Source organism: Janthinobacterium sp. GW821-FHT03C08, from assembly GCF_059420905.1.
This window is the reverse complement of the sequence record NZ_JBWKUP010000002.1, coordinates 252,587-270,271: the sequence shown is the minus strand read 5'-3', so window position 1 is coordinate 270,271 and position 17,685 is coordinate 252,587. Positions and strand designations below refer to the sequence as shown.

The 17,685-nt window shown below is 57.2% G+C and carries 31 protein-coding genes; 30 read left to right on the top strand and 1 reads right to left on the bottom strand.

Annotated elements, in window-relative coordinates; translation table 11 throughout:
• Window positions 1-77: 77 nt before the first annotated feature.
• Window positions 78-923, top strand: coding sequence for a DUF817 domain-containing protein (locus AC07VL_RS03680; RefSeq protein WP_494804647.1), 846 nt, complete (start codon window positions 78-80; stop codon window positions 921-923).
• A 57-nt stretch (window positions 924-980) separates the two neighbouring features.
• On the opposite strand, the gene AC07VL_RS03675 is transcribed toward AC07VL_RS03680, so the two are convergent.
• Window positions 981-1,547 (bottom strand): hypothetical protein, encoded by a 567-nt coding sequence (locus AC07VL_RS03675; RefSeq protein WP_494804646.1) that lies wholly within the window; start codon window positions 1,545-1,547, stop codon window positions 981-983.
• 186 nt (window positions 1,548-1,733) lie between these two features.
• On the opposite strand from AC07VL_RS03675, the gene creB reads away from it, so the two are divergent.
• From creB to rpsM, 29 genes are all read left to right on the top strand, one after another.
• Window positions 1,734-2,465, top strand: coding sequence for a two-component system response regulator CreB (gene creB / locus AC07VL_RS03670; protein WP_494804645.1), 732 nt, complete (start codon window positions 1,734-1,736; stop codon window positions 2,463-2,465).
• On the top strand, window positions 2,462-3,889 hold the full coding sequence (gene creC, locus AC07VL_RS03665; RefSeq protein WP_494804644.1) for a two-component system sensor histidine kinase CreC: 1,428 nt from the start codon (window positions 2,462-2,464) through the stop codon (window positions 3,887-3,889). Before creB ends, creC begins: the two co-directional genes overlap by 4 nt.
• Before the next feature lie 91 nt (window positions 3,890-3,980).
• A complete protein-coding gene (gene creD / locus AC07VL_RS03660; protein ID WP_494804643.1) occupies window positions 3,981-5,396 on the top strand; it encodes a cell envelope integrity protein CreD in 1,416 nt (471 codons plus the stop codon).
• Window positions 5,397-5,651: 255 nt separating this feature from the next.
• On the top strand, window positions 5,652-5,840 hold the full coding sequence (locus AC07VL_RS03655; protein ID WP_290607858.1) for a hypothetical protein: 189 nt from the start codon (window positions 5,652-5,654) through the stop codon (window positions 5,838-5,840).
• Between the two features lie 87 nt (window positions 5,841-5,927).
• Complete coding sequence (locus tag AC07VL_RS03650; protein ID WP_494804642.1) at window positions 5,928-6,116, top strand: hypothetical protein; 189 nt, start codon at window positions 5,928-5,930, stop codon at window positions 6,114-6,116.
• Window positions 6,117-6,463: 347 nt separating this feature from the next.
• On the top strand, window positions 6,464-7,120 hold the full coding sequence (rplC, locus tag AC07VL_RS03645; RefSeq protein WP_076565200.1) for a 50S ribosomal protein L3: 657 nt from the start codon (window positions 6,464-6,466) through the stop codon (window positions 7,118-7,120).
• 3 nt (window positions 7,121-7,123) lie between these two features.
• Entirely contained in the window at window positions 7,124-7,744 is a 621-nt protein-coding gene (rplD, locus tag AC07VL_RS03640) for a 50S ribosomal protein L4 (protein ID WP_034753197.1), read from the top strand.
• The gene (gene rplW / locus AC07VL_RS03635; protein WP_010394398.1) at window positions 7,741-8,058 is read left to right on the top strand and encodes a 50S ribosomal protein L23; all 318 of its coding nucleotides are present in this window, start codon (window positions 7,741-7,743) and stop codon (window positions 8,056-8,058) included. The genes rplD and rplW overlap by 4 nt, the downstream gene beginning before the upstream one ends.
• A complete protein-coding gene (gene rplB, locus AC07VL_RS03630; RefSeq protein WP_034753198.1) occupies window positions 8,058-8,885 on the top strand; it encodes a 50S ribosomal protein L2 in 828 nt (275 codons plus the stop codon). Before rplW ends, rplB begins: the two co-directional genes overlap by 1 nt.
• A gap of 10 nt (window positions 8,886-8,895) precedes the next feature.
• Window positions 8,896-9,171 carry a 30S ribosomal protein S19 gene (gene rpsS, locus AC07VL_RS03625; protein WP_008444295.1) on the top strand — a complete coding sequence of 92 codons (276 nt, stop codon included), beginning with the start codon at window positions 8,896-8,898 and terminating at the stop codon, window positions 9,169-9,171.
• Window positions 9,168-9,500 (top strand): 50S ribosomal protein L22, encoded by a 333-nt coding sequence (gene rplV, locus AC07VL_RS03620; protein ID WP_170840583.1) that lies wholly within the window; start codon window positions 9,168-9,170, stop codon window positions 9,498-9,500. Before rpsS ends, rplV begins: the two co-directional genes overlap by 4 nt.
• Window positions 9,501-9,509: 9 nt before the next feature.
• A complete protein-coding gene (rpsC, locus tag AC07VL_RS03615) occupies window positions 9,510-10,325 on the top strand; it encodes a 30S ribosomal protein S3 (RefSeq protein ID WP_071325663.1) in 816 nt (271 codons plus the stop codon).
• Between the two features lie 2 nt (window positions 10,326-10,327).
• Complete coding sequence (gene rplP / locus AC07VL_RS03610) at window positions 10,328-10,747, top strand: 50S ribosomal protein L16 (RefSeq protein ID WP_038497037.1); 420 nt, start codon at window positions 10,328-10,330, stop codon at window positions 10,745-10,747.
• 12 nt (window positions 10,748-10,759) lie between these two features.
• Window positions 10,760-10,951 carry a 50S ribosomal protein L29 gene (gene rpmC, locus AC07VL_RS03605; protein ID WP_010394412.1) on the top strand — a complete coding sequence of 64 codons (192 nt, stop codon included), beginning with the start codon at window positions 10,760-10,762 and terminating at the stop codon, window positions 10,949-10,951.
• Window positions 10,948-11,220 (top strand): 30S ribosomal protein S17, encoded by a 273-nt coding sequence (rpsQ, locus tag AC07VL_RS03600; RefSeq protein WP_010394415.1) that lies wholly within the window; start codon window positions 10,948-10,950, stop codon window positions 11,218-11,220. The genes rpmC and rpsQ overlap by 4 nt, the downstream gene beginning before the upstream one ends.
• Before the next feature lie 253 nt (window positions 11,221-11,473).
• Complete coding sequence (rplN, locus tag AC07VL_RS03595; RefSeq protein WP_008444317.1) at window positions 11,474-11,842, top strand: 50S ribosomal protein L14; 369 nt, start codon at window positions 11,474-11,476, stop codon at window positions 11,840-11,842.
• A gap of 9 nt (window positions 11,843-11,851) precedes the next feature.
• Window positions 11,852-12,166 (top strand): 50S ribosomal protein L24, encoded by a 315-nt coding sequence (rplX, locus tag AC07VL_RS03590; protein WP_010394419.1) that lies wholly within the window; start codon window positions 11,852-11,854, stop codon window positions 12,164-12,166.
• A gap of 6 nt (window positions 12,167-12,172) precedes the next feature.
• Complete coding sequence (gene rplE / locus AC07VL_RS03585) at window positions 12,173-12,712, top strand: 50S ribosomal protein L5 (RefSeq protein WP_010394421.1); 540 nt, start codon at window positions 12,173-12,175, stop codon at window positions 12,710-12,712.
• A gap of 4 nt (window positions 12,713-12,716) precedes the next feature.
• Window positions 12,717-13,022 carry a 30S ribosomal protein S14 gene (gene rpsN / locus AC07VL_RS03580; protein WP_131375588.1) on the top strand — a complete coding sequence of 102 codons (306 nt, stop codon included), beginning with the start codon at window positions 12,717-12,719 and terminating at the stop codon, window positions 13,020-13,022.
• Between the two features lie 14 nt (window positions 13,023-13,036).
• Window positions 13,037-13,432, top strand: a complete 396-nt coding sequence (rpsH, locus tag AC07VL_RS03575; protein WP_071325662.1) for a 30S ribosomal protein S8 — start codon at window positions 13,037-13,039, stop codon at window positions 13,430-13,432.
• A 10-nt stretch (window positions 13,433-13,442) separates the two neighbouring features.
• A complete protein-coding gene (gene rplF / locus AC07VL_RS03570; RefSeq protein ID WP_071325661.1) occupies window positions 13,443-13,976 on the top strand; it encodes a 50S ribosomal protein L6 in 534 nt (177 codons plus the stop codon).
• A gap of 13 nt (window positions 13,977-13,989) precedes the next feature.
• Entirely contained in the window at window positions 13,990-14,352 is a 363-nt protein-coding gene (rplR, locus tag AC07VL_RS03565) for a 50S ribosomal protein L18 (RefSeq protein ID WP_010394431.1), read from the top strand.
• A 9-nt stretch (window positions 14,353-14,361) separates the two neighbouring features.
• Window positions 14,362-14,880 carry a 30S ribosomal protein S5 gene (gene rpsE / locus AC07VL_RS03560; protein WP_010394433.1) on the top strand — a complete coding sequence of 173 codons (519 nt, stop codon included), beginning with the start codon at window positions 14,362-14,364 and terminating at the stop codon, window positions 14,878-14,880.
• A 10-nt stretch (window positions 14,881-14,890) separates the two neighbouring features.
• Window positions 14,891-15,070: a 50S ribosomal protein L30 gene (gene rpmD, locus AC07VL_RS03555; RefSeq protein WP_010394435.1), complete on the top strand. Its 180-nt coding sequence runs from the start codon at window positions 14,891-14,893 to the stop codon at window positions 15,068-15,070.
• A 30-nt stretch (window positions 15,071-15,100) separates the two neighbouring features.
• Window positions 15,101-15,532, top strand: a complete 432-nt coding sequence (gene rplO / locus AC07VL_RS03550; protein ID WP_034753211.1) for a 50S ribosomal protein L15 — start codon at window positions 15,101-15,103, stop codon at window positions 15,530-15,532.
• Window positions 15,533-15,564: 32 nt separating this feature from the next.
• The gene (gene secY, locus AC07VL_RS03545) at window positions 15,565-16,899 is read left to right on the top strand and encodes a preprotein translocase subunit SecY (RefSeq protein ID WP_071325660.1); all 1,335 of its coding nucleotides are present in this window, start codon (window positions 15,565-15,567) and stop codon (window positions 16,897-16,899) included.
• 18 nt (window positions 16,900-16,917) lie between these two features.
• Window positions 16,918-17,136 carry a translation initiation factor IF-1 gene (infA, locus tag AC07VL_RS03540; RefSeq protein WP_005663428.1) on the top strand — a complete coding sequence of 73 codons (219 nt, stop codon included), beginning with the start codon at window positions 16,918-16,920 and terminating at the stop codon, window positions 17,134-17,136.
• A gap of 42 nt (window positions 17,137-17,178) precedes the next feature.
• Window positions 17,179-17,292 (top strand): 50S ribosomal protein L36, encoded by a 114-nt coding sequence (rpmJ, locus tag AC07VL_RS03535; RefSeq protein ID WP_010394471.1) that lies wholly within the window; start codon window positions 17,179-17,181, stop codon window positions 17,290-17,292.
• A 14-nt stretch (window positions 17,293-17,306) separates the two neighbouring features.
• Window positions 17,307-17,672 (top strand): 30S ribosomal protein S13, encoded by a 366-nt coding sequence (rpsM, locus tag AC07VL_RS03530; protein ID WP_046681666.1) that lies wholly within the window; start codon window positions 17,307-17,309, stop codon window positions 17,670-17,672.
• Window positions 17,673-17,685 lie beyond the last annotated feature (13 nt).

Sequence of the window (17,685 nt, the reverse complement as noted above, 5' to 3'; positions counted from 1 at the left end):
CACCCTCGACTGGCGCTGCCAGGCGCACGTGCGTAATTGTGCTTTACAGCGCCGCGGCCGGTCGCTACAGTTACTGCATGCTCCATGCCCTCGATGCCCACCTGTTAAATGCGACGCCACGTCAGCGCTTGCGCGGCTGGCCGCGCTTTCTGACCGAGTTCCTGTACTTCGGCATCAAGGAGGCGAGGTCGTGCCTGTTCGTGGGACTGTTTTTCGCTGCCGTTTTCCTGGTGCCGCGCGCCGGCCTGTTCGGCCTGCCGCGCTATGACGTGCTGCTGCTGGCGGCGCTGGCGATTCAGGGCGCCATGGTCTGGCGCGGACTGGAAACGTGGGATGAGCTGAAAGCCATCTGCCTGTTCCATGTCGTCGGCTTCGCACTGGAAGTGTTCAAGGTGTCGGGTGGCATCCAGTCGTGGAGCTACCCCGACTTTGCCTACACCAAGGTGTTCGGCGTGCCCTTGTTCTCCGGCTTCATGTATGCGGCCGTCGGCAGCTACATCATCCAGACCTGGCGCCTGCTCGACATGCGGATTCGCCACCATCCGCCGTACTGGATGGCGGTGCTGATCGCGCTGCTGATTTATGCCAACTTCTTCACGCATCACTACATCGGTGACTATCGCTGGTATCTGGCTGCCTGCGCGCTGGGCTTGTATGCGCGCACCACCGTGGTGTTCCGCCCGCTCGACCGCGACCGCAGCATGCCCTTGCTGCTGGGTTTCGTGCTGGTCGGCTTCTTTATCTGGCTGGCTGAAAACATCAGCACCTTCTGGGGCGTGTGGCGCTATCCGAACCAGCTTGGCGCCTGGTCGGCGGTGCATGTCAGCAAATGGAGTTCGTGGTCGTTGCTGGTGGTGATGACCTTCACCATCATCGCCCATCTCAAGCACATCAAGGCCAGCATTCACGTCGCCCAGCCTTAAGCCCGGTCCCGGCGCGGCCCCGCGGCGAACCGGGGGCGCCGGAAACGTGCGTCGCGCTTACTGCAGGCCGGCCGCCACCGCCGCGAAGCGCTGGCCCAGTGCCGCTTGCGGGCCGCCCTGCACCTGTTTGGCGTACTGCTGCAGCACCTGCGCCGCATAGCCGCGCGCGGCAGGCGACAGCTTCGGCAGCAGGGGCAGGGCGCGCTCCAGGTAGCCGCTGCCCTCTTGCCACTTGCCCTGCGCCGACAGTGCCGAGGCCAGTTCCACCAGGCGCCGTCCGACGCGCGCATCGCTGCGCGGCTGTGCCGCCTCCTCGGTGGCCAGCGCTTGCCGGTAGAGTGTCTCCGCTTCCGCATTCTTGCCTTGCAGGCGCTTGATGCGTCCCAGGTTGTACTGGCGCTGCGAGAGGATTTCCGCGCTGGCGCCGGCCTGTTCTGCCGCCCGCAGCGCCTGCACACAGGCCAGTTCCGCCTCGCCCAGCTGGCCCTTGAGCTCAGCCGCATTGCAGGCATCGTGCTGTTCGTTGGACGTGGCGATGAGCGAGGCCGGTGTCGTGCAGGCGGTCAGCAGGCTGACCGCGCAGAGCAGGGCGATGCCATGGGATTTGATGGTAAGGGGCTTCATAGTCTCCTCGTACGGGTGTGGGACACGGTGTATCAGTGGAGTCATGCAAGATAAATATACCACCAGTTTTTCAGGCCGGGCGGCCTTTTGCCGACTCCTCCTTGGCGCTCACCGCACGCGCGCGATTGACGCCGCTCGCCTGCTTCAGGGATACTCCGGCTCTTTCCTTCCGTGCCTGATGCCGCCATGTCCAAGACTATCCTGATTGTGGAAGATGAACGGGCGATTGCCGACAGCATCGCGTATGCCCTGCGCACGGACGGCTTCACGCCGCTTCACGTGATGCTGGGCGAGCAGGCGCTGGCCGCAATGCGTCCAGGTCCTGGCGAAGCCGCGCCATTGCCCGCTCTGGTGGTGCTCGACGTCGGACTGCCGGACATGAGCGGCCTGGAAACGTGCCGCCGGCTGCGCCAGTTTTCCGACGTGCCGGTGATCTTCCTGACCGCCCGCAGCGATGAAATCGACCGCATCGTGGGCCTGGAAATCGGCGCCGACGATTACGTCACTAAGCCGTTTTCTCCGCGCGAACTGGTGGCGCGCATCCGCGTCATCCTGCGCCGCGCGGGTGCCGCGCAAGCCCCTCGCGAGACTGGCATGACGATAGCCGCTGGCGCCGCCGAGCCTGCGCCGGCGCATTTCGAGCTGCGCGCGCTGGAGGCGCGGGTGCTGTTCCACGGCCAGCCCCTGGCATTGACGCGTTACGAATATTTGCTGCTGAAAACCTTGCTCGAGCATCCCGGCCACGTGCTGTCGCGCGCGCAGCTGATGGCGCAGGTGTGGAGCGGGGCGCCCGATACGCTCGACCGCACCGTCGATGCGCACGTCAAATCGCTGCGCGCCAAGTTGCGTGCCGTCGATGCGCACAGCGATCCCATTCACACCCACCGTGGCCTCGGCTACAGCCTGGCCCGCGCATGAGAATCGGCCTGCGCATCCTGCTCGGCTATTTCCTGATCGTCGGCCTGGCCGCGTGGTTCCTGCTGAATGTGTTCATGGAGCAGGTCAAGCCGGGCGTGCGCTCGACGCTGGAAGACACGCTGGTCGACACCTCGCAGCTGCTGGCCAGCCTCGTGGCGCCCGACCTGCGCGCCGGCACGCTGGCGACTTCGCCCATGGTGGCGCGCATGCAGGATTACGCGCGCCATGGCGTGGACATCAACATCAACGGCGTGCGCAAGCAAACCCTCGATTACCGCATTTATATTACGGACCGGCGTGGCATCGTGCTGTTCGATTCCAGCGGGCGCGACGTGGGGCGCGACTATTCGCGCTGGAACGACGTGTACCTGACCTTGCAGGGCAAATATGGCGCGCGCAGCACGCGCAGCCGGCCCGACGACGAGATGTCGACCGTGATGCACGTGGCCGCGCCCATTCGCGACGGCAATGAGGTCATCGGCGTACTGACGGTGGCCAAGCCCAATGCCAGCGTGCAAGCCTTCGTCGAGCGCAGCCAGCGCAAGATCCTGCAGCGGGGCGCCGTGCTGCTGCTCCTGTCCCTGCTGATCGGCCTGGCCTTTGCCTGGTGGCTGCACCATGCGTTGGACAAGCTGATGCGCTATATCGGCGAGGTGGAGGCGGGGCGCAAGGTGGCCTTGCCGGCGCTGGGAAAAAATGAGTTCGGCACACTGGGGCGGGCGCTGGAAGCGATGCGCATCCGCCTCGAAGGCAAGGAATATGTGGAGCAGCTGATGCACACGCTGGCGCATGAATTGAAAAGCCCGATCGCCGCCATCCAGGCGTCGGCCGAACTGCTGCAGGAAGACATGCCGCCTGCCGAGCGGCACCAGTTTCTCGCCAATATCCTCGAGCAGAACGTGCGCCAGCGGCAACTGATCGACAAGCTGCTGGCCCTGGTCCGCGTGGAAAAGCAGCAGCGTCTCGACCATCCGGAACGCCTCGCGCTGGCGCCGCTGCTGGCGCAGGTGGCGCAGGATGCGGCCGCCACTCTGGCGGCGCGCGAGGTGAGCCTGTGCCTGCCGCTCGATGCCGAGGAGCTGGCCGTGGCCGGCGACGCCCTGCTGCTGCGCCAGGCCTTGGGCAATCTGCTCGACAATGCGGCCGGTTTCGCGCCGCCAGGCAGCTGCATCCATCTGACCGCGCGGCGCCAAGGCGGCCAGGTGGCCATCAGCGTGCGCGATCGCGGCGCAGGCATCCCCGCGTATGCGCTCGAGCGCGTCTTCGAGCGCTTTTATTCCCTGCCGCGCCCGGATGCCGGCAAGAGCACGGGCCTGGGCCTGCCTTTCGTGCGTGAGGTGGCGTCCCTGCACGGCGGCACGGTCGAGGTCATCAACCATGCGGAGGGTGGCGCCTGCGCGTGCCTGTGTCTGCCGCTGGCGTAGTTGCGCAGCATTTATTTGCGAATTTCACACGCAGCGCATATGCAGCGCACATGCCTTTCTTACACTGGCATCCTTACTTCAAGGATGCGCCATGCAAAAAACTTTATTCGTCAAAGCGTTGATCGTGTTTGGCCTGATGCTGCTGATCGGCCTGCCGCTGCTGATGGTCCAGGAAACGATCAAGGAGCGGATGGAATTCCGCCAGGAAGCCGTCAACAGCATCGCCGCCGATTCGGTGCGCGAACAAACCGTCATCGGACCCATACTCGTGGTGCCCTACACGGAGCAGTACGACGAGCGCGTGGAAGTGGCCAAGGGCGATGACAAGGCACCGGAGGTGAAAGCCGCCGTGCGTACGGAGCTGCTGCGCCGCACGATGCAGCGCCGTCTGCTCGTCTACCCGAACAGCCTGTTAATCAGTGGCAACATCGAGGCGGACCGCCGCTACCGCGGCATCCACCAGGTACTCGTCTACAGTGGCCAGCATGCATTCAAGGGCCACTTTACGGTACCGGCCAGCACGCAGCTGCCGCGCAAGTCGCCGGATTCGCGCGTGACCCTGGGCGAGCCTTTTGTTGCCCTGTCGATTGAGGACGTGCGCGGCATCCGCAATATTCCGAAAATCGACTGGGGCGGACGGGAGATCGAATTCGAGCAGGGCACCGACCTGTTTGCCTTTCGCAGCGGGTTGCACGCGCCGCTGGGCGCAATGCCGCTGGCGCAAGCGCAACAGGTGAAATTCAGCTTTGCCCTGGGCCTGGATGGCATCGAACGCCTGCATGTCGTGCCGGTGGCAAAGAATAACCAGATCTCCATCAAGTCGAACTGGCCCCATCCGCAGTTTGGCGGGCGCTTCCTGCCGTCGCCGAAATACCGCCAAATCAACGCCGATGGTTTCCAGGTCGAGTGGGACATCTCCTCGCTGGCCACCAATGCGCAAACGCAGTTGAGCACGATCGAGGGCGAGTTCAAGGTGCCCGACAGCGCGCCACTGGGCCAGGTGGACCGCTTCAACGTGGGCTTCATCGAACCGATCAACGTGTATTCGCAATCGGACCGCGCCACCAAGTATGGCTTGCTGTTCGTGGCGCTGACCTTCGCCGCCTTCTTCATCTTCGAAATCTTGAAGAGCCTGCCGATCCACCCGGTGCAGTATCTGCTGGTGGGCCTGTCGCTGGCGATCTTCTTCCTGCTGCTGGTGGGCCTGGCCGAGCATGTCGCCTTCCTCGCCGCCTATCTGATCGCCAGCGCCGCCTGTATCGTGCTGACCAGTTTTTACCTGGTGCACGCGCTGCGCGACACCTGGCGCGGCATCGGCTTCGGCGTGGCCCTGACGCTGCTGTATGGCGCCCTGTACGGTTTGCTGAGTTCGGAAAACAATGCGCTGGTGATGGGCAGCATCCTGCTGTTCGCGGTGCTGGCGGCCATCATGGTGGCGACGCGCAAGGTCGATTGGTATCAGATTGGTAAAGGCGCTGCGCAAGAGGAGGGCGAGCCGCCCCGATGATCGGCTTGCCGAAGACTGGCCCGGAGTGCCCCACGGCTGGTCTGGGGTATCGCCGACGTAAAAATGCCGGGCGCATAAACATATCTGATTTTTGCATAAATTGGTGTTTGGTTGGTATTGTTTACGGTATTCTATTGGTGTTACTTTTTTGGTAATGGCGAGCGCAGCACGGCTTGCCGGGGCGAGGCGCCGATGGCGCCGTGGCCCTGCCGGTTCTTCCATCGTATTCGTATATCAACCAAGCGGAGACGTACCATGATCAAGAAAACCACGGCTTTCCTGTTTGCTCTCGGCCTGAGCGCTTCCTATGCATTCGCCGCGGGCGACGTGTCGCAGTGCTATATGGACTGTGCGCAAAAGGTCGCCAATTGCCAGGCGCACCTGGGCGGTAGCCCCATCTGTACGGACCTGTACGACCACTGTCTGGCCAATTGCCAGAAATAAGGCGTGGCAGTGACGGCCTTGCCCAGATGCGCGGGACCGTCCCCATGCTGCCTGTGCCGTAAAACCTACTTCCTATTGGAGACATGCATGTACAAGAAAATCGCCGTATTTCTGTTTGCCATCGGTTGCAGCACATCGTATGCGATGGCCGGCAATGACTGCACGCTGGAGTGCGCTACCCGGGCGTACACATGCTCGGGCGGCATGCCCGGCGGCGCTTCCAGTCCCATCTGCGAAATAATCTACAAGCATTGCATCGAGCAGTGCAAGGTCTGAGCTGACGGGGACCCGCAGGGGCGCCATGCCTGATGGACGTGGCAGGAAGGGCGCGTACGTGGTGTACGCGCCCTTGTTGTTTCCGCAGGCGCCGGCGCCGGCCGCCAGGGCGCATGCAGCCGTGCTTTGGAGGCATTGCGTTGCTGCGCGGCAGTATTTTTCAAGCGCGTTGACAACTCCCGCAGGGGCGTCGCGCAACACTTTGACATACCTCGTGTTAACTTGTTGCGTCAAGGGTTTTTGTGCTATATACTAGCCGGCTTCGGTATGGATTCGTCTTTTTTGAGTCCTACGTTACTTTGTAGTTAAACAAGCCCCGCCCAATCGCAGGTGGGAATGGAGAAAAAATGAGCCTAGGCCTTCTCGGTCGCAAGGTTGGTATGATGCGCATTTTCACGGATGAAGGGGATTCGATTCCTGTCACCGTGCTGGACGTATCGAACAACCGTGTTGCGCAAATCAAAACCCCTGAAACAGATGGTTACTCCGCTGTTCAGGTCGCATTCGGTCAACGTCGCGCTTCCCGCGTGACCAAAGCTGTTGCTGGTCATCACGCTAAAGCTGGTGTTGAAGCCGGTACTCTGTTGAAAGAGTTCCGCGTTGACGCTGCTAAAGCCGCTGAACTGAAAGCTGGCGATGTTGTCGCTGCTTCCCTGTTCGAAGTCGGTCAAAAGATCGACGTGCAAGGCGTTACCATCGGTAAAGGCTATGCAGGCGTTATCAAACGTTACCACTTCGCTTCCGGCCGTCAAACGCACGGTAACTCGCGTTCGCATAACGTTCCAGGTTCCATCGGTATGGCACAAGATCCAGGTCGCGTTTTCCCTGGTAAGCGCATGACCGGTCATCTGGGTGACGTTAACCGTACGATCCAGAACCTCGTGATCGCCCGTATCGATGCCGACCGTCAGCTGTTGCTGGTCAAAGGCGCGATTCCAGGTGCGAAAAATGGCCAGGTAGTTGTCTCGCCAGCCATCAAAACCAAAGCCAAGAAGGGAGCTTAAACGATGGAACTCAAGCTTCTGAATGCGCAAGGTCAAGCCGCCTCGAACGTTGCTGCAGCCGATACGATTTTCGGCCGTGACTACAACGAAGCGCTGATCCACCAAGTCGTCATCGCTTATCAAGCGAATGCACGTAGTGGTAACCGCAAGCAAAAAGACCGTGAAGAAGTTCACCACACGACGAAAAAGCCATGGCGCCAAAAAGGTACCGGCCGCGCGCGTGCTGGTATGTCGTCGTCGCCACTGTGGCGCGGCGGTGGTCGGATTTTCCCGAACTCGCCTGACGAAAACTTCACCCACAAAGTGAACAAAAAAATGTATCGCGCAGGTATCTGCTCGATCCTGTCGCAGCTGGCTCGCGAAGAGCGCCTGATCGTCATCGACGATCTGACGATCGACGCGCCAAAAACCAAGCTGCTGTCGCAAAAATTGAACGGCCTGGGCTTTGATTCGGTTCTGATCATCACCGACGTTCTGAACGAAAACCTGGAACTGGCATCGCGCAACCTGCCTAACGTACTCGTCGTTGAGCCACGTCACGCAGACCCGATGTCCCTGGTGTTCTACAAGAAGATCCTGGTCACCAAAGCTGCATTGGCCAAGATTGAGGAGATGCTGGCATGAGCGCGATTTTGAAACATAGCGAAGAACGCTTGATGAAGGTGCTGTTGGCGCCCGTGATTTCCGAAAAGGCCACCATGGTCGCGGAAAAGAACGAGCAAATTGTATTCCGCGTACTGCCGGATGCAACCAAGCCTGAAATCAAGGCAGCGGTCGAACTGCTGTTCAAGGTTGAAGTTCTGTCCGTGCAAACTGCAAACCGCGAAGGTAAGCAAAAGCGCACCGGCAAGTTCAACGGTCGTCGTAACCATACCAAGCGTGCTTTCGTGTGCCTGAAGCCTGGCCAGGAAATCAACTTCTCCGAGGAGGCTGCATAATGGCACTCGTTAAGATGAAACCAACCTCGCCAGGCCGTCGCGGCATGGTGAAGGTGGTGAATGCCGACCTGTACAAAGGTCGTCCGTTCGCTGCCCTGGTTGAAAAGAAATCCAAGACCGCTGGTCGTAACAACAACGGTCACATCACCACCCGTCATATCGGTGGTGGTCACAAGCAACACTACCGCCTGATCGACTTCAAGCGCACCAAAGATGGTATTCCAGCGAAAGTGGAACGTATCGAATACGATCCAAACCGCACCGCGAATATCGCTCTGCTGTGCTACGCCGACGGCGAACGTCACTACATCATCGCAACCAAAGGCATGGCCGTTGGCGACAGCGTGATGAACGGTTCGGAAGCACCGATCAAATCGGGTAACTGCTTGCCAATCCGTAACATCCCAGTCGGTACCGTGATGCATTGCGTTGAAATGCTGCCAGGTAAAGGTGCTCAAATGGCACGTACCGCCGGCGCTGGCGTTGTGCTGATGGCACGTGAAGGTACCTACGCTCAAGTGCGTCTGCGCTCGGGTGAAGTGCGTCGCGTGCACATCGAGTGCCGTGCAACGGTTGGTGAAGTCGGCAATGCCGAGCACAGCCTGCGTAAAATCGGTAAAGCTGGCGCGATGCGCTGGCGCGGTGTTCGTCCTACCGTTCGCGGTGTGGTCATGAACCCGGTCGATCACCCGCACGGTGGTGGTGAAGGTAAAACAGCAGCTGGTCGTCATCCAGTTTCGCCTTGGGGCCAACAGACTAAGGGTAAGAAGACACGCAGCAACAAGCGTACTACTTCCATGATCGTCTCGCGCCGCGGCAAGAAATAAGGGGTAGCACATGACACGTTCATTGAAAAAAGGGCCGTTCTGTGACGCCCACCTGGTGAAAAAAGTTGAAGCCGCGCAAGCAGCCAAAGACAAAAAGCCAATCAAAACCTGGTCGCGTCGTTCGACAATCATGCCTGACTTTATCGGCCTGACGATCGCGGTACATAACGGCAAGCTGCACGTGCCGGTTTATGTTTCCGAAAACATGGTTGGTCACAAGCTCGGCGAATTCGCACTGACCCGTACGTTCAAGGGCCATGCAGCTGACAAAAAGGCTAAGAAATAATGGAAACTAAAGCTATCCTCAAAGGTGTGCGCCTGTCGGACCAAAAGGGCCGCCTGGTTGCTGACCTGATCCGTGGCAAGAAAGTTGACGCTGCACTCAACATCTTGCAATTCAGCCCGAAAAAAGGTGCTGCGATCATCAAGCGCGTTCTGGAATCCGCTATTGCGAATGCCGAGCACAATGATGGCGCGGACATCGACGAATTGTTCGTGAAAACGATCTACGTCGAAAAGGGCCCCGTCCTGAAGCGCTTCACCGCGCGTGCAAAAGGCCGTGGCGACCGTATTTCGAAACAATCCTGTCACGTTTACGTGACTGTCGGTAACTAAGGAGCCACGATGGGTCAGAAAATTCATCCAACCGGTTTCCGTCTGGCGGTCACCCGTAACTGGGCTTCGCGCTGGTATGCAGGCAACGGCAATTTCGCTGCCATGCTGAACGAAGACTTGAAAGCACGTGCTTACCTGAAAAAGAAACTGAAGAACGCTTCCGTTGGCCGCATCGTTATCGAGCGCCCAGCCAAGAACGCGCGCTTCACGATCTACAGCTCGCGTCCAGGCGTGGTCATTGGTAAAAAAGGCGAAGACATCGAAGTACTGAAGTCCGCGCTGACCAAGATCATGGGCGTGCCTGTTCACGTGAACATCGAAGAAATCCGCAAGCCAGAAATCGACTCGCAACTGATCGCCGATTCGATCGCTCAGCAGCTGGAAAAACGGATCATGTTCCGCCGCGCCATGAAGCGCGCAATGCAAAACGCAATGCGCCTGGGTGCTCTCGGTATCAAGATCATGTCGTCCGGCCGTCTGAACGGTATCGAAATCGCACGTAAAGAGTGGTACCGCGAAGGCCGCGTGCCTCTGCATACCCTGCGCGCCGATATCGACTACGGTACCAGCGAAGCGTCGACCACCTACGGCATCATCGGCGTCAAGGTGTGGGTATACAAAGGTGACCGCGCGCCTAACGGCGATGCACCAGTCATCGATACTCCAGCTGACGAGAAGAAGAGCCGCGGTCCACGCCGTGACGATGGCAAGCCAGCCGGCCGCCCACGTCCAGCGGGTGCGAAACCATCCACAGCACCAGGTGCTGCTCGTGTGCGCGCCGCTAAACCGGCCGCCGCTGCACCAGCTGAGAAAGCAGGAGAATAATCATGCTGCAACCAGCACGCAGAAAGTATCGTAAAGAGCAGAAAGGCCGTAACACCGGTATTTCGCACAGCCGCGGCACCGCCGTGTCGTTTGGCGAATTCGGTCTGAAGGCAGTTGCGCGCGGTCGTATCACTGCGCGTCAAATTGAAGCGGCGCGTCGTGCAATGACGCGTCACATCAAGCGCGGTGGCCGTATCTGGATCCGTATTTTCCCGGACAAACCGATTTCGAACAAACCGGCTGAAGTCCGTATGGGTAACGGTAAAGGTAATCCTGAGTACTACGTCGCTGAAATTCAGCCAGGCAAAGTACTGTACGAAATGGATGGCGTTGATGAAGCGCTGGCACGGGAAGCTTTCCGTCTTGCCGCCGCTAAACTGCCACTGGCTACGACGTTTGTCGTACGTCAAGTCGGCCAATAATTGGAGTTGTATATGAAAGCATCTGAACTCCGCGGCAAGGACCAGCCGGCTCTGCAAAAAGAGCTGAATGACCTGTTGAAGGCACAGTTCGGCCTGCGTATGCAAATCGCTACGCAACAGCTGAGCAACACTTCGCAGCTCAAGAAGGTACGCCGCGATATCGCGCGTGTGAAGACGGTAATGAATCTGAAGGAAGCCAAATGAACGAACCAGTGAAACAGTCGCTCAAGCGCACGCTGATCGGTAAAGTGGTTTCGGACAAGATGGACAAGACCGTTACCGTTCTGATCGAGCGCCACGTAAAACATCCTTTGTATGGCAAGATCATCATGCGTTCGAACAAGTATCACGCGCATGACGAGACCAACCAAGTCAAGGCCGGTGACACGGTCGAGATCCAGGAAGGTCGCCCGATCTCCAAAACGAAGGCATGGACGGTGACACGTGTGGTTCAAGCCGCACCAACCGTTTAAATAAAAACCACCGTTTCGGCGGTGGGTTTTAATTAGTACTTGCAGGCCCGCAAATTGTATGTAATACTTGCGGGCTTCGTTCATGTAACGCCGCAAAGTGTCTGGCCACAGACAGTAGCATTCGCGGTCAGTTGATGTATGAAGGTCATGCACCCAAACAGTGAAGCCCAGCAGGGCGGCTCTGGCGGGACCAAGACTGACCGTGGGTCTACATTGTGTGGATTCTTCGGCTTAAGTTGGGAAAGAGAATACTATGATTCAAACTGAAAGCCGGCTCGAAGTGGCTGACAATACCGGTGCCAAAGAAGTAATGTGCATCAAGGTATTGGGCGGCTCCAAGCGCCGTTATGCTGGCATTGGCGATGTGATCAAGGTAACCGTTAAGGTTGCTGCGCCACGTGGCCGTGTCAAAAAAGGTGAAATTTATAACGCCGTGGTTGTGCGCACCGCTAAAGGTGTTCGCCGCCAAGACGGTTCCCTGGTGAAGTTCGACGGCAACGCCGCCGTTCTGTTGAACGCCAAGCTGGAACCGATCGGTACCCGTATTTTTGGACCTGTCACGCGCGAACTGCGCACTGAGAAGTTCATGAAAATCGTGTCCCTGGCACCGGAAGTCCTGTAAGGAGTCGTAATGGATAAGATTCGTAAAAACGACGAAGTCATCGTTCTGACCGGGAAAGACAAGGGCAAACGTGGTGTGGTACAGCAGCGTATCGATGCTGAACATATCGTGGTTGACGGCATTAACATCGCTAAAAAAGCGACTAAGCCAAACCCGATGACTGGCGTAACTGGTGGTATCGTCGATAAGACCATGCCAATTCACGTGTCCAACGTTGCATTGTTTAATGCAGCGACTGGCAAGGCAGATCGCGTGGGTTTCAAAGAAGTGGATGGCAAAAAAGTCCGCGTCTTTAAATCCTCCGGCGAAGTAGTGAAGGCTTAAGAAATCATGGCACGTCTCCAAGAATTCTATAAAGAAAAAGTCGTTGCCGACCTGACCAGCAAGTTTGGTTACAAGTCGGTAATGGAAGTTCCACGCCTGACCAAGATCACCCTGAACATGGGTGTTGGTGAGGCCATCGCGGATAAAAAAGTTCTCGAGCACGCTGTTGCTGACTTGACCAAGATCGCCGGCCAGAAGCCAGTGACCACCAAGTCGCGCAAAGCTATCGCAGGCTTCAAAATCCGTGAAGGTTATCCGATCGGTACGATGGTCACCCTGCGCGGCGCTCGCATGTACGAGTTCCTGGATCGCTTCATTACCGTGGCTCTGCCGCGCGTACGCGATTTCCGTGGTGTGAACGGCCGTGCATTTGATGGTCGTGGTAACTACAACATCGGTGTCAAGGAACAGATCATCTTCCCTGAGATCGAGTACGACAAGATTGACGCGTTGCGCGGTATGAATATCAGCATCACGACAACCGCTAAGACCGACGATGAAGCCAAAGCGCTCCTCGCCGCCTTTAAATTCCCGTTCAGAAACTGAGATCATGGCAAAATTGGCACTGATTAACCGTGAGCAAAAGCGTGTAGACCTGGCTGCGAAATTCGCCGTCAAACGCGCTGAGCTGAAGGCCATCGTTGATGACCAGTCGAAATCGGAAGAAGAGCGTTACGAAGCGCGCTTGAAATTGCAAGCGCTGCCACGTAACTCGAATCCGACGCGTCAACGTAACCGTTGCGCAATCACCGGTCGTCCGCGCGGCACATTCCGTAAATTCGGTCTGGGTCGTATCAAGCTCCGTGAATTCGCCATGCGTGGTGAAATTCCGGGTATGACAAAAGCAAGCTGGTAATAGGAGAATATGCAATGAGTATGAGCGATCCTATCGCCGATATGCTGACCCGCATTCGCAACGCACAAGGCGTGCAAAAAACGACCGTGGCCATGCCATCGTCGAAAGTCAAAATTGCGATTGCCAACGTCCTGAAGGACGAGGGTTACATTGAAGATTTCGCTGTTGCCGAAGCTGGTGGCAAGGCGGAACTGAAGATCGGTTTGAAGTATTATGTTGGCCGTCCCGTTATTGAGCGCTTGGAGCGCGTGTCCCGTCCGGGTCTGCGCGTCTACAAGGGTAAAGACGAGATCCCTGTTGTGATGAATGGCTTGGGTGTGGCGATTGTGTCGACTCCGCAAGGCGTCATGACTGACCGCAAAGCACGCGCTACCGGTGTCGGCGGCGAAGTTATTTGCTACGTGGCTTAAGGAGTTACACATGTCTCGAGTAGCTAAAATGCCTATCGTAGTGCCAGCTGGCGCCGAAGTCGCCATCTCCGCACAAGCGATCACCGTAAAAGGCCCGTTGGGCGTGCTTTCCCAAGCCCTCACCGGCCTGGTCAAAGTAGAAAACAATGCAGGAACCCTGAGTTTCGACGTGGCGAACGACAGCCGCGAAGCCAATGCCATGTCCGGCACGCTGCGCGCACTGGTCAACAACATGGTTGTTGGCGTCACCAAGGGTTTCGAGAAAAAGCTGAACCTGGTAGGCGTGGGTTACAAGGCGCAAGCTCAAGGCGACAAGCTGAATCTGTCCCTGGGTTTCTCGCACCCTGTAGTGCATGACATGCCAGCCGGCGTTACCTGCGCAACACCAACCCCGACCGAGATCCTGATTAAAGGTATCGACCGTCAACAGGTTGGCCAGGTAGCCGCTGAAGTTCGTGCTTACCGCGCTCCTGAGCCTTATAAAGGCAAGGGCGTTCGCTATGCGGACGAAGTGGTTAAGCTTAAAGAAACCAAGAAGAAGTAATTAGGGGCTGACGATGGATAAGAAAGAATCACGGCTTCGCCGCGGACGCCAAACCCGCATCAAGATTGCGGAATTGAAAGTAAATCGCTTGTCGGTGCACCGCACCAACCTGCACATTTACGCCAACCTGATCAGCCCGGACGCTAAAGTCCTGGTTTCGGCCTCGACGGCTGAAGCGGAAGTACGCGCTGAACTGGCAGGCCAATCCGGCAAAGGCGGCAATGCCGCTGCTGCAGCCTTGATCGGCAAGCGCGTCGCTGAAAAAGCGTTGAAAGCAGGAATTACCGAAGTTGCGTTCGACCGCTCCGGTTTCCGTTACCACGGCCGTGTGAAAGCGTTGGCAGAAGCCGCACGCGAAGCCGGTCTGAAGTTCTAAGGATCAATCATGGCAAAAATGCAAGCAAAAATGCAAAGCGACAAGCCGGATGATGGCATGCGCGAAAAAATGATCGCGATCAACCGCGTGACCAAAGTGGTCAAGGGTGGTCGTATCATGGGTTTCGCCGCGCTGACCGTAGTTGGTGATGGCGATGGCCGCGTCGGCATGGGCAAGGGCAAATCGAAAGAAGTGCCAGTTGGCGTGCAGAAGGCAATGGAAGAAGCCCGTCGCAACCTGATCAAAGTACCGCTCAAAAACGGCACCTTGCATCACACGGTTGTTGGTCGTCACGGCGCCTCCAAGGTCCTGATGAACCCAGCTAAGCCTGGTACTGGCGTTATCGCTGGTGGCGCAATGCGCGCTATCTTCGAAGTGATGGGCGTGACGGACGTGGTGGCGAAATCCACCGGTTCGAACAACCCATACAACCTGGTACGCGCTACGCTGGACGGCCTGTCGAAAATGAGCACTGCTTCCGATATCGCTGCCAAGCGCGGCAAGTCGGTCGAAGACATTCTGGCTTAAGGTGGACAAAATGACAAACACAGTCAAAGTGCAATTGGTCAAGGGCTTGATCGGTACGCGCGAATCGCATCGCGCTACCGTGCGCGGTCTGGGTCTGCGTCGTGTAAATTCGGTTTCCGAATTGCAAGACACCCCATCCGTACGCGGCATGATCAATAAAGTATCGTATCTCGTTAAAGTTGTCGGGTAAGCCTTCGGGCTTACACGAACGGAGCAAATCATGGAATTGAATACTATTGCACCAGCCGAAGGCGCTAAGCACTACAAGCGTCGCGTCGGTCGCGGTATCGGCTCCGGCCTGGGTAAAACCTCGGGTCGTGGTCACAAAGGTCAGAAATCGCGTTCGGGCGGCTTTCATAAAGTCGGTTTCGAAGGCGGTCAGATGCCTCTGCAACGCCGTCTGCCTAAGCGCGGTTTCAAATCGATGCACGCCACCTTCAAAGCTGAAGTGCGTCTGTCCGATCTGAACAACCTGGCTGTTGGCGATGTCGACATTCTGGTCTTGAAGCAAGCTGGCGTTCTGGGCGTGTTGGCCCGTGACGTGCGCGTGATCTTGTCCGGCGAAATCACCAAAGCGGTGAATTTGAAGGGCTTGAAAGTGTCCGCTGGCGCGAAAGCAGCCATCGAAGCAGCCGGCGGCTCGGTAGCCTGAGTTGACCGCTAACAGCTTGATCGGAGCGAAAATTGGCGACTAATCCACAACTTGCTAAAAGTGCAGCGGCCGGTTTCCCTTGGGGACGGCTCTGGTTTTTGCTTGGCGCATTGGTGGTTTATCGTATCGGTGCTCACGTCCCGGTTCCCGGGATTGACCCGACACAATTAGCCTCGCTGTTCAAGGAGCACGAAGGCGGCGTCCTGGGCATGTTCAACATGTTCTCGGGCGGTGCCTTGTCTCGTTTTACAGTGTTTGCGCTGGGTATCATGCCTTATATCTCGGCCTCGATCATCATGCAATTGCTGTCGATCGTGTCACCGCAGATGGAAGCGTTGAAAAAAGAAGGCGAAGCAGGTCGTCGCAAGATCACCCAGTACACCCGGTATTTCACGGTGGCCCTGGCACTGTTCCAAGCGTTAGGCATTGCAGTCGCACTGGAGTCGCAAGCTGGTCTGGTGTTGGAGCCTGGTCTTGCATTCCGCTTCGTGACGGTCGTCACTTTGTTGACCGGAACAATGTTTTTGATGTGGTTGGGTGAGCAAATTACCGAGCGCGGCTTGGGGAATGGCATCTCGATCATCATTTTTGCCGGGATTGCAGCCGGTCTGCCGTCGGCGTTGGGTGGCTTGTTCACTCAGGTGTCGAATGGTTCGATCAGCAGCTTCAGCGCGATTTTCATCGTGATCCTGGTAGCACTGGTAACGTACTTCGTTGTATTCGTCGAACGTGGTCAGCGCAAAATATTGGTCAATTACGCGAAGCGCCAGGTAGGCAACAAGATTTATGGCGGTCAAACCAGCCATTTGCCGTTGAAGCTGAACATGGCCGGCGTGATCCCGCCGATCTTTGCTTCTTCGATCATCTTGTTCCCGGCCACTATCGTGGACTGGTTTTCAAAGGGCGCCGACAACGCTAACCCTGCGGTGCGGTTCTTGAAAGATTTGGCAGCATCGATGGGGCCTGGTGAGCCTATCCATGCGCTGTTGTACGCAGTGGCGATCGTGTTTTTCTGTTTCTTCTATACAGCGCTGGTGTTTAACAGCAAGGAAACAGCGGATAACTTGAAGAAAAGCGGTGCGTTCATTCCCGGGATCCGTCCAGGCGAGCAGACAGCCCGTTACATCGACAAGATCCTGACACGCTTGACACTTGCCGGCGCAGTCTACATCACCCTGGTGTGTTTATTGCCGGAATTTATGCAAGCCCAGTGGAAGGTACCATTCTATTTCGGCGGTACTTCTTTATTGATTATTGTAGTTGTCACCATGGATTTCATGGCGCAAGTACAGAACTACGTGATGTCGCAGCAATATGATTCGCTGCTGCGCAAAGCAAATTTCAAGGGCGGAATTCCGACGCGTTAAGCGCGGTAAACATACCGAATGGCAAAAGACGACGTCATACAGATGCAGGGCGAGATTCTTGAGAATCTCCCAAATGCAACATTTCGAGTGAAGCTGGAGAACGGACACGTGGTGCTCGGGCATATTTCAGGTAAAATGCGGATGAATTATATTCGCATTCTCCCTGGAGACAAGGTGACGGTGGAGTTGACACCGTACGACCTGAGCCGAGCCCGCATTGTGTTCCGTACCAAGTAACACACTGAATCAAACCAAAGAAGCGAAAGAAAGAGCCCAAAAATGAAAGTTCTCGCATCAGTCAAGCGGATCTGCCGCAACTGCAAGATCATCAAGCGCAAAGGCGTAGTCCGCGTTATCTGCGTGGAACCACGTCACAAGCAGCGTCAAGGTTAATCGAGGAATAACAAATGGCACGTATTGCAGGGGTTAATATCCCAAATCATCAGCATACCGTTATCGGCCTGACGGCCATCTACGGTGTGGGCCGTCCACGCGCAGAGAAAATCTGTGCATCGACCGGTGTAGCAACCAACAAAAAGATCAAAGATCTGGATGACAGCGAACTGGAAAAGCTGCGCGATGAAGTAGGTAAATTCATCGTCGAAGGCGATCTGCGTCGTGAACTGTCCATGAACATCAAGCGTTTGATGGATCTGGGTTGCTACCGCGGCATGCGTCATCGTAAGGGTCTGCCTTGCCGTGGCCAGCGTACGCGTACGAACGCACGTACCCGCAAGGGACCGCGTAAAGCCGCTCAATCGCTGAAAAAATAATCCGCTAGGGAAT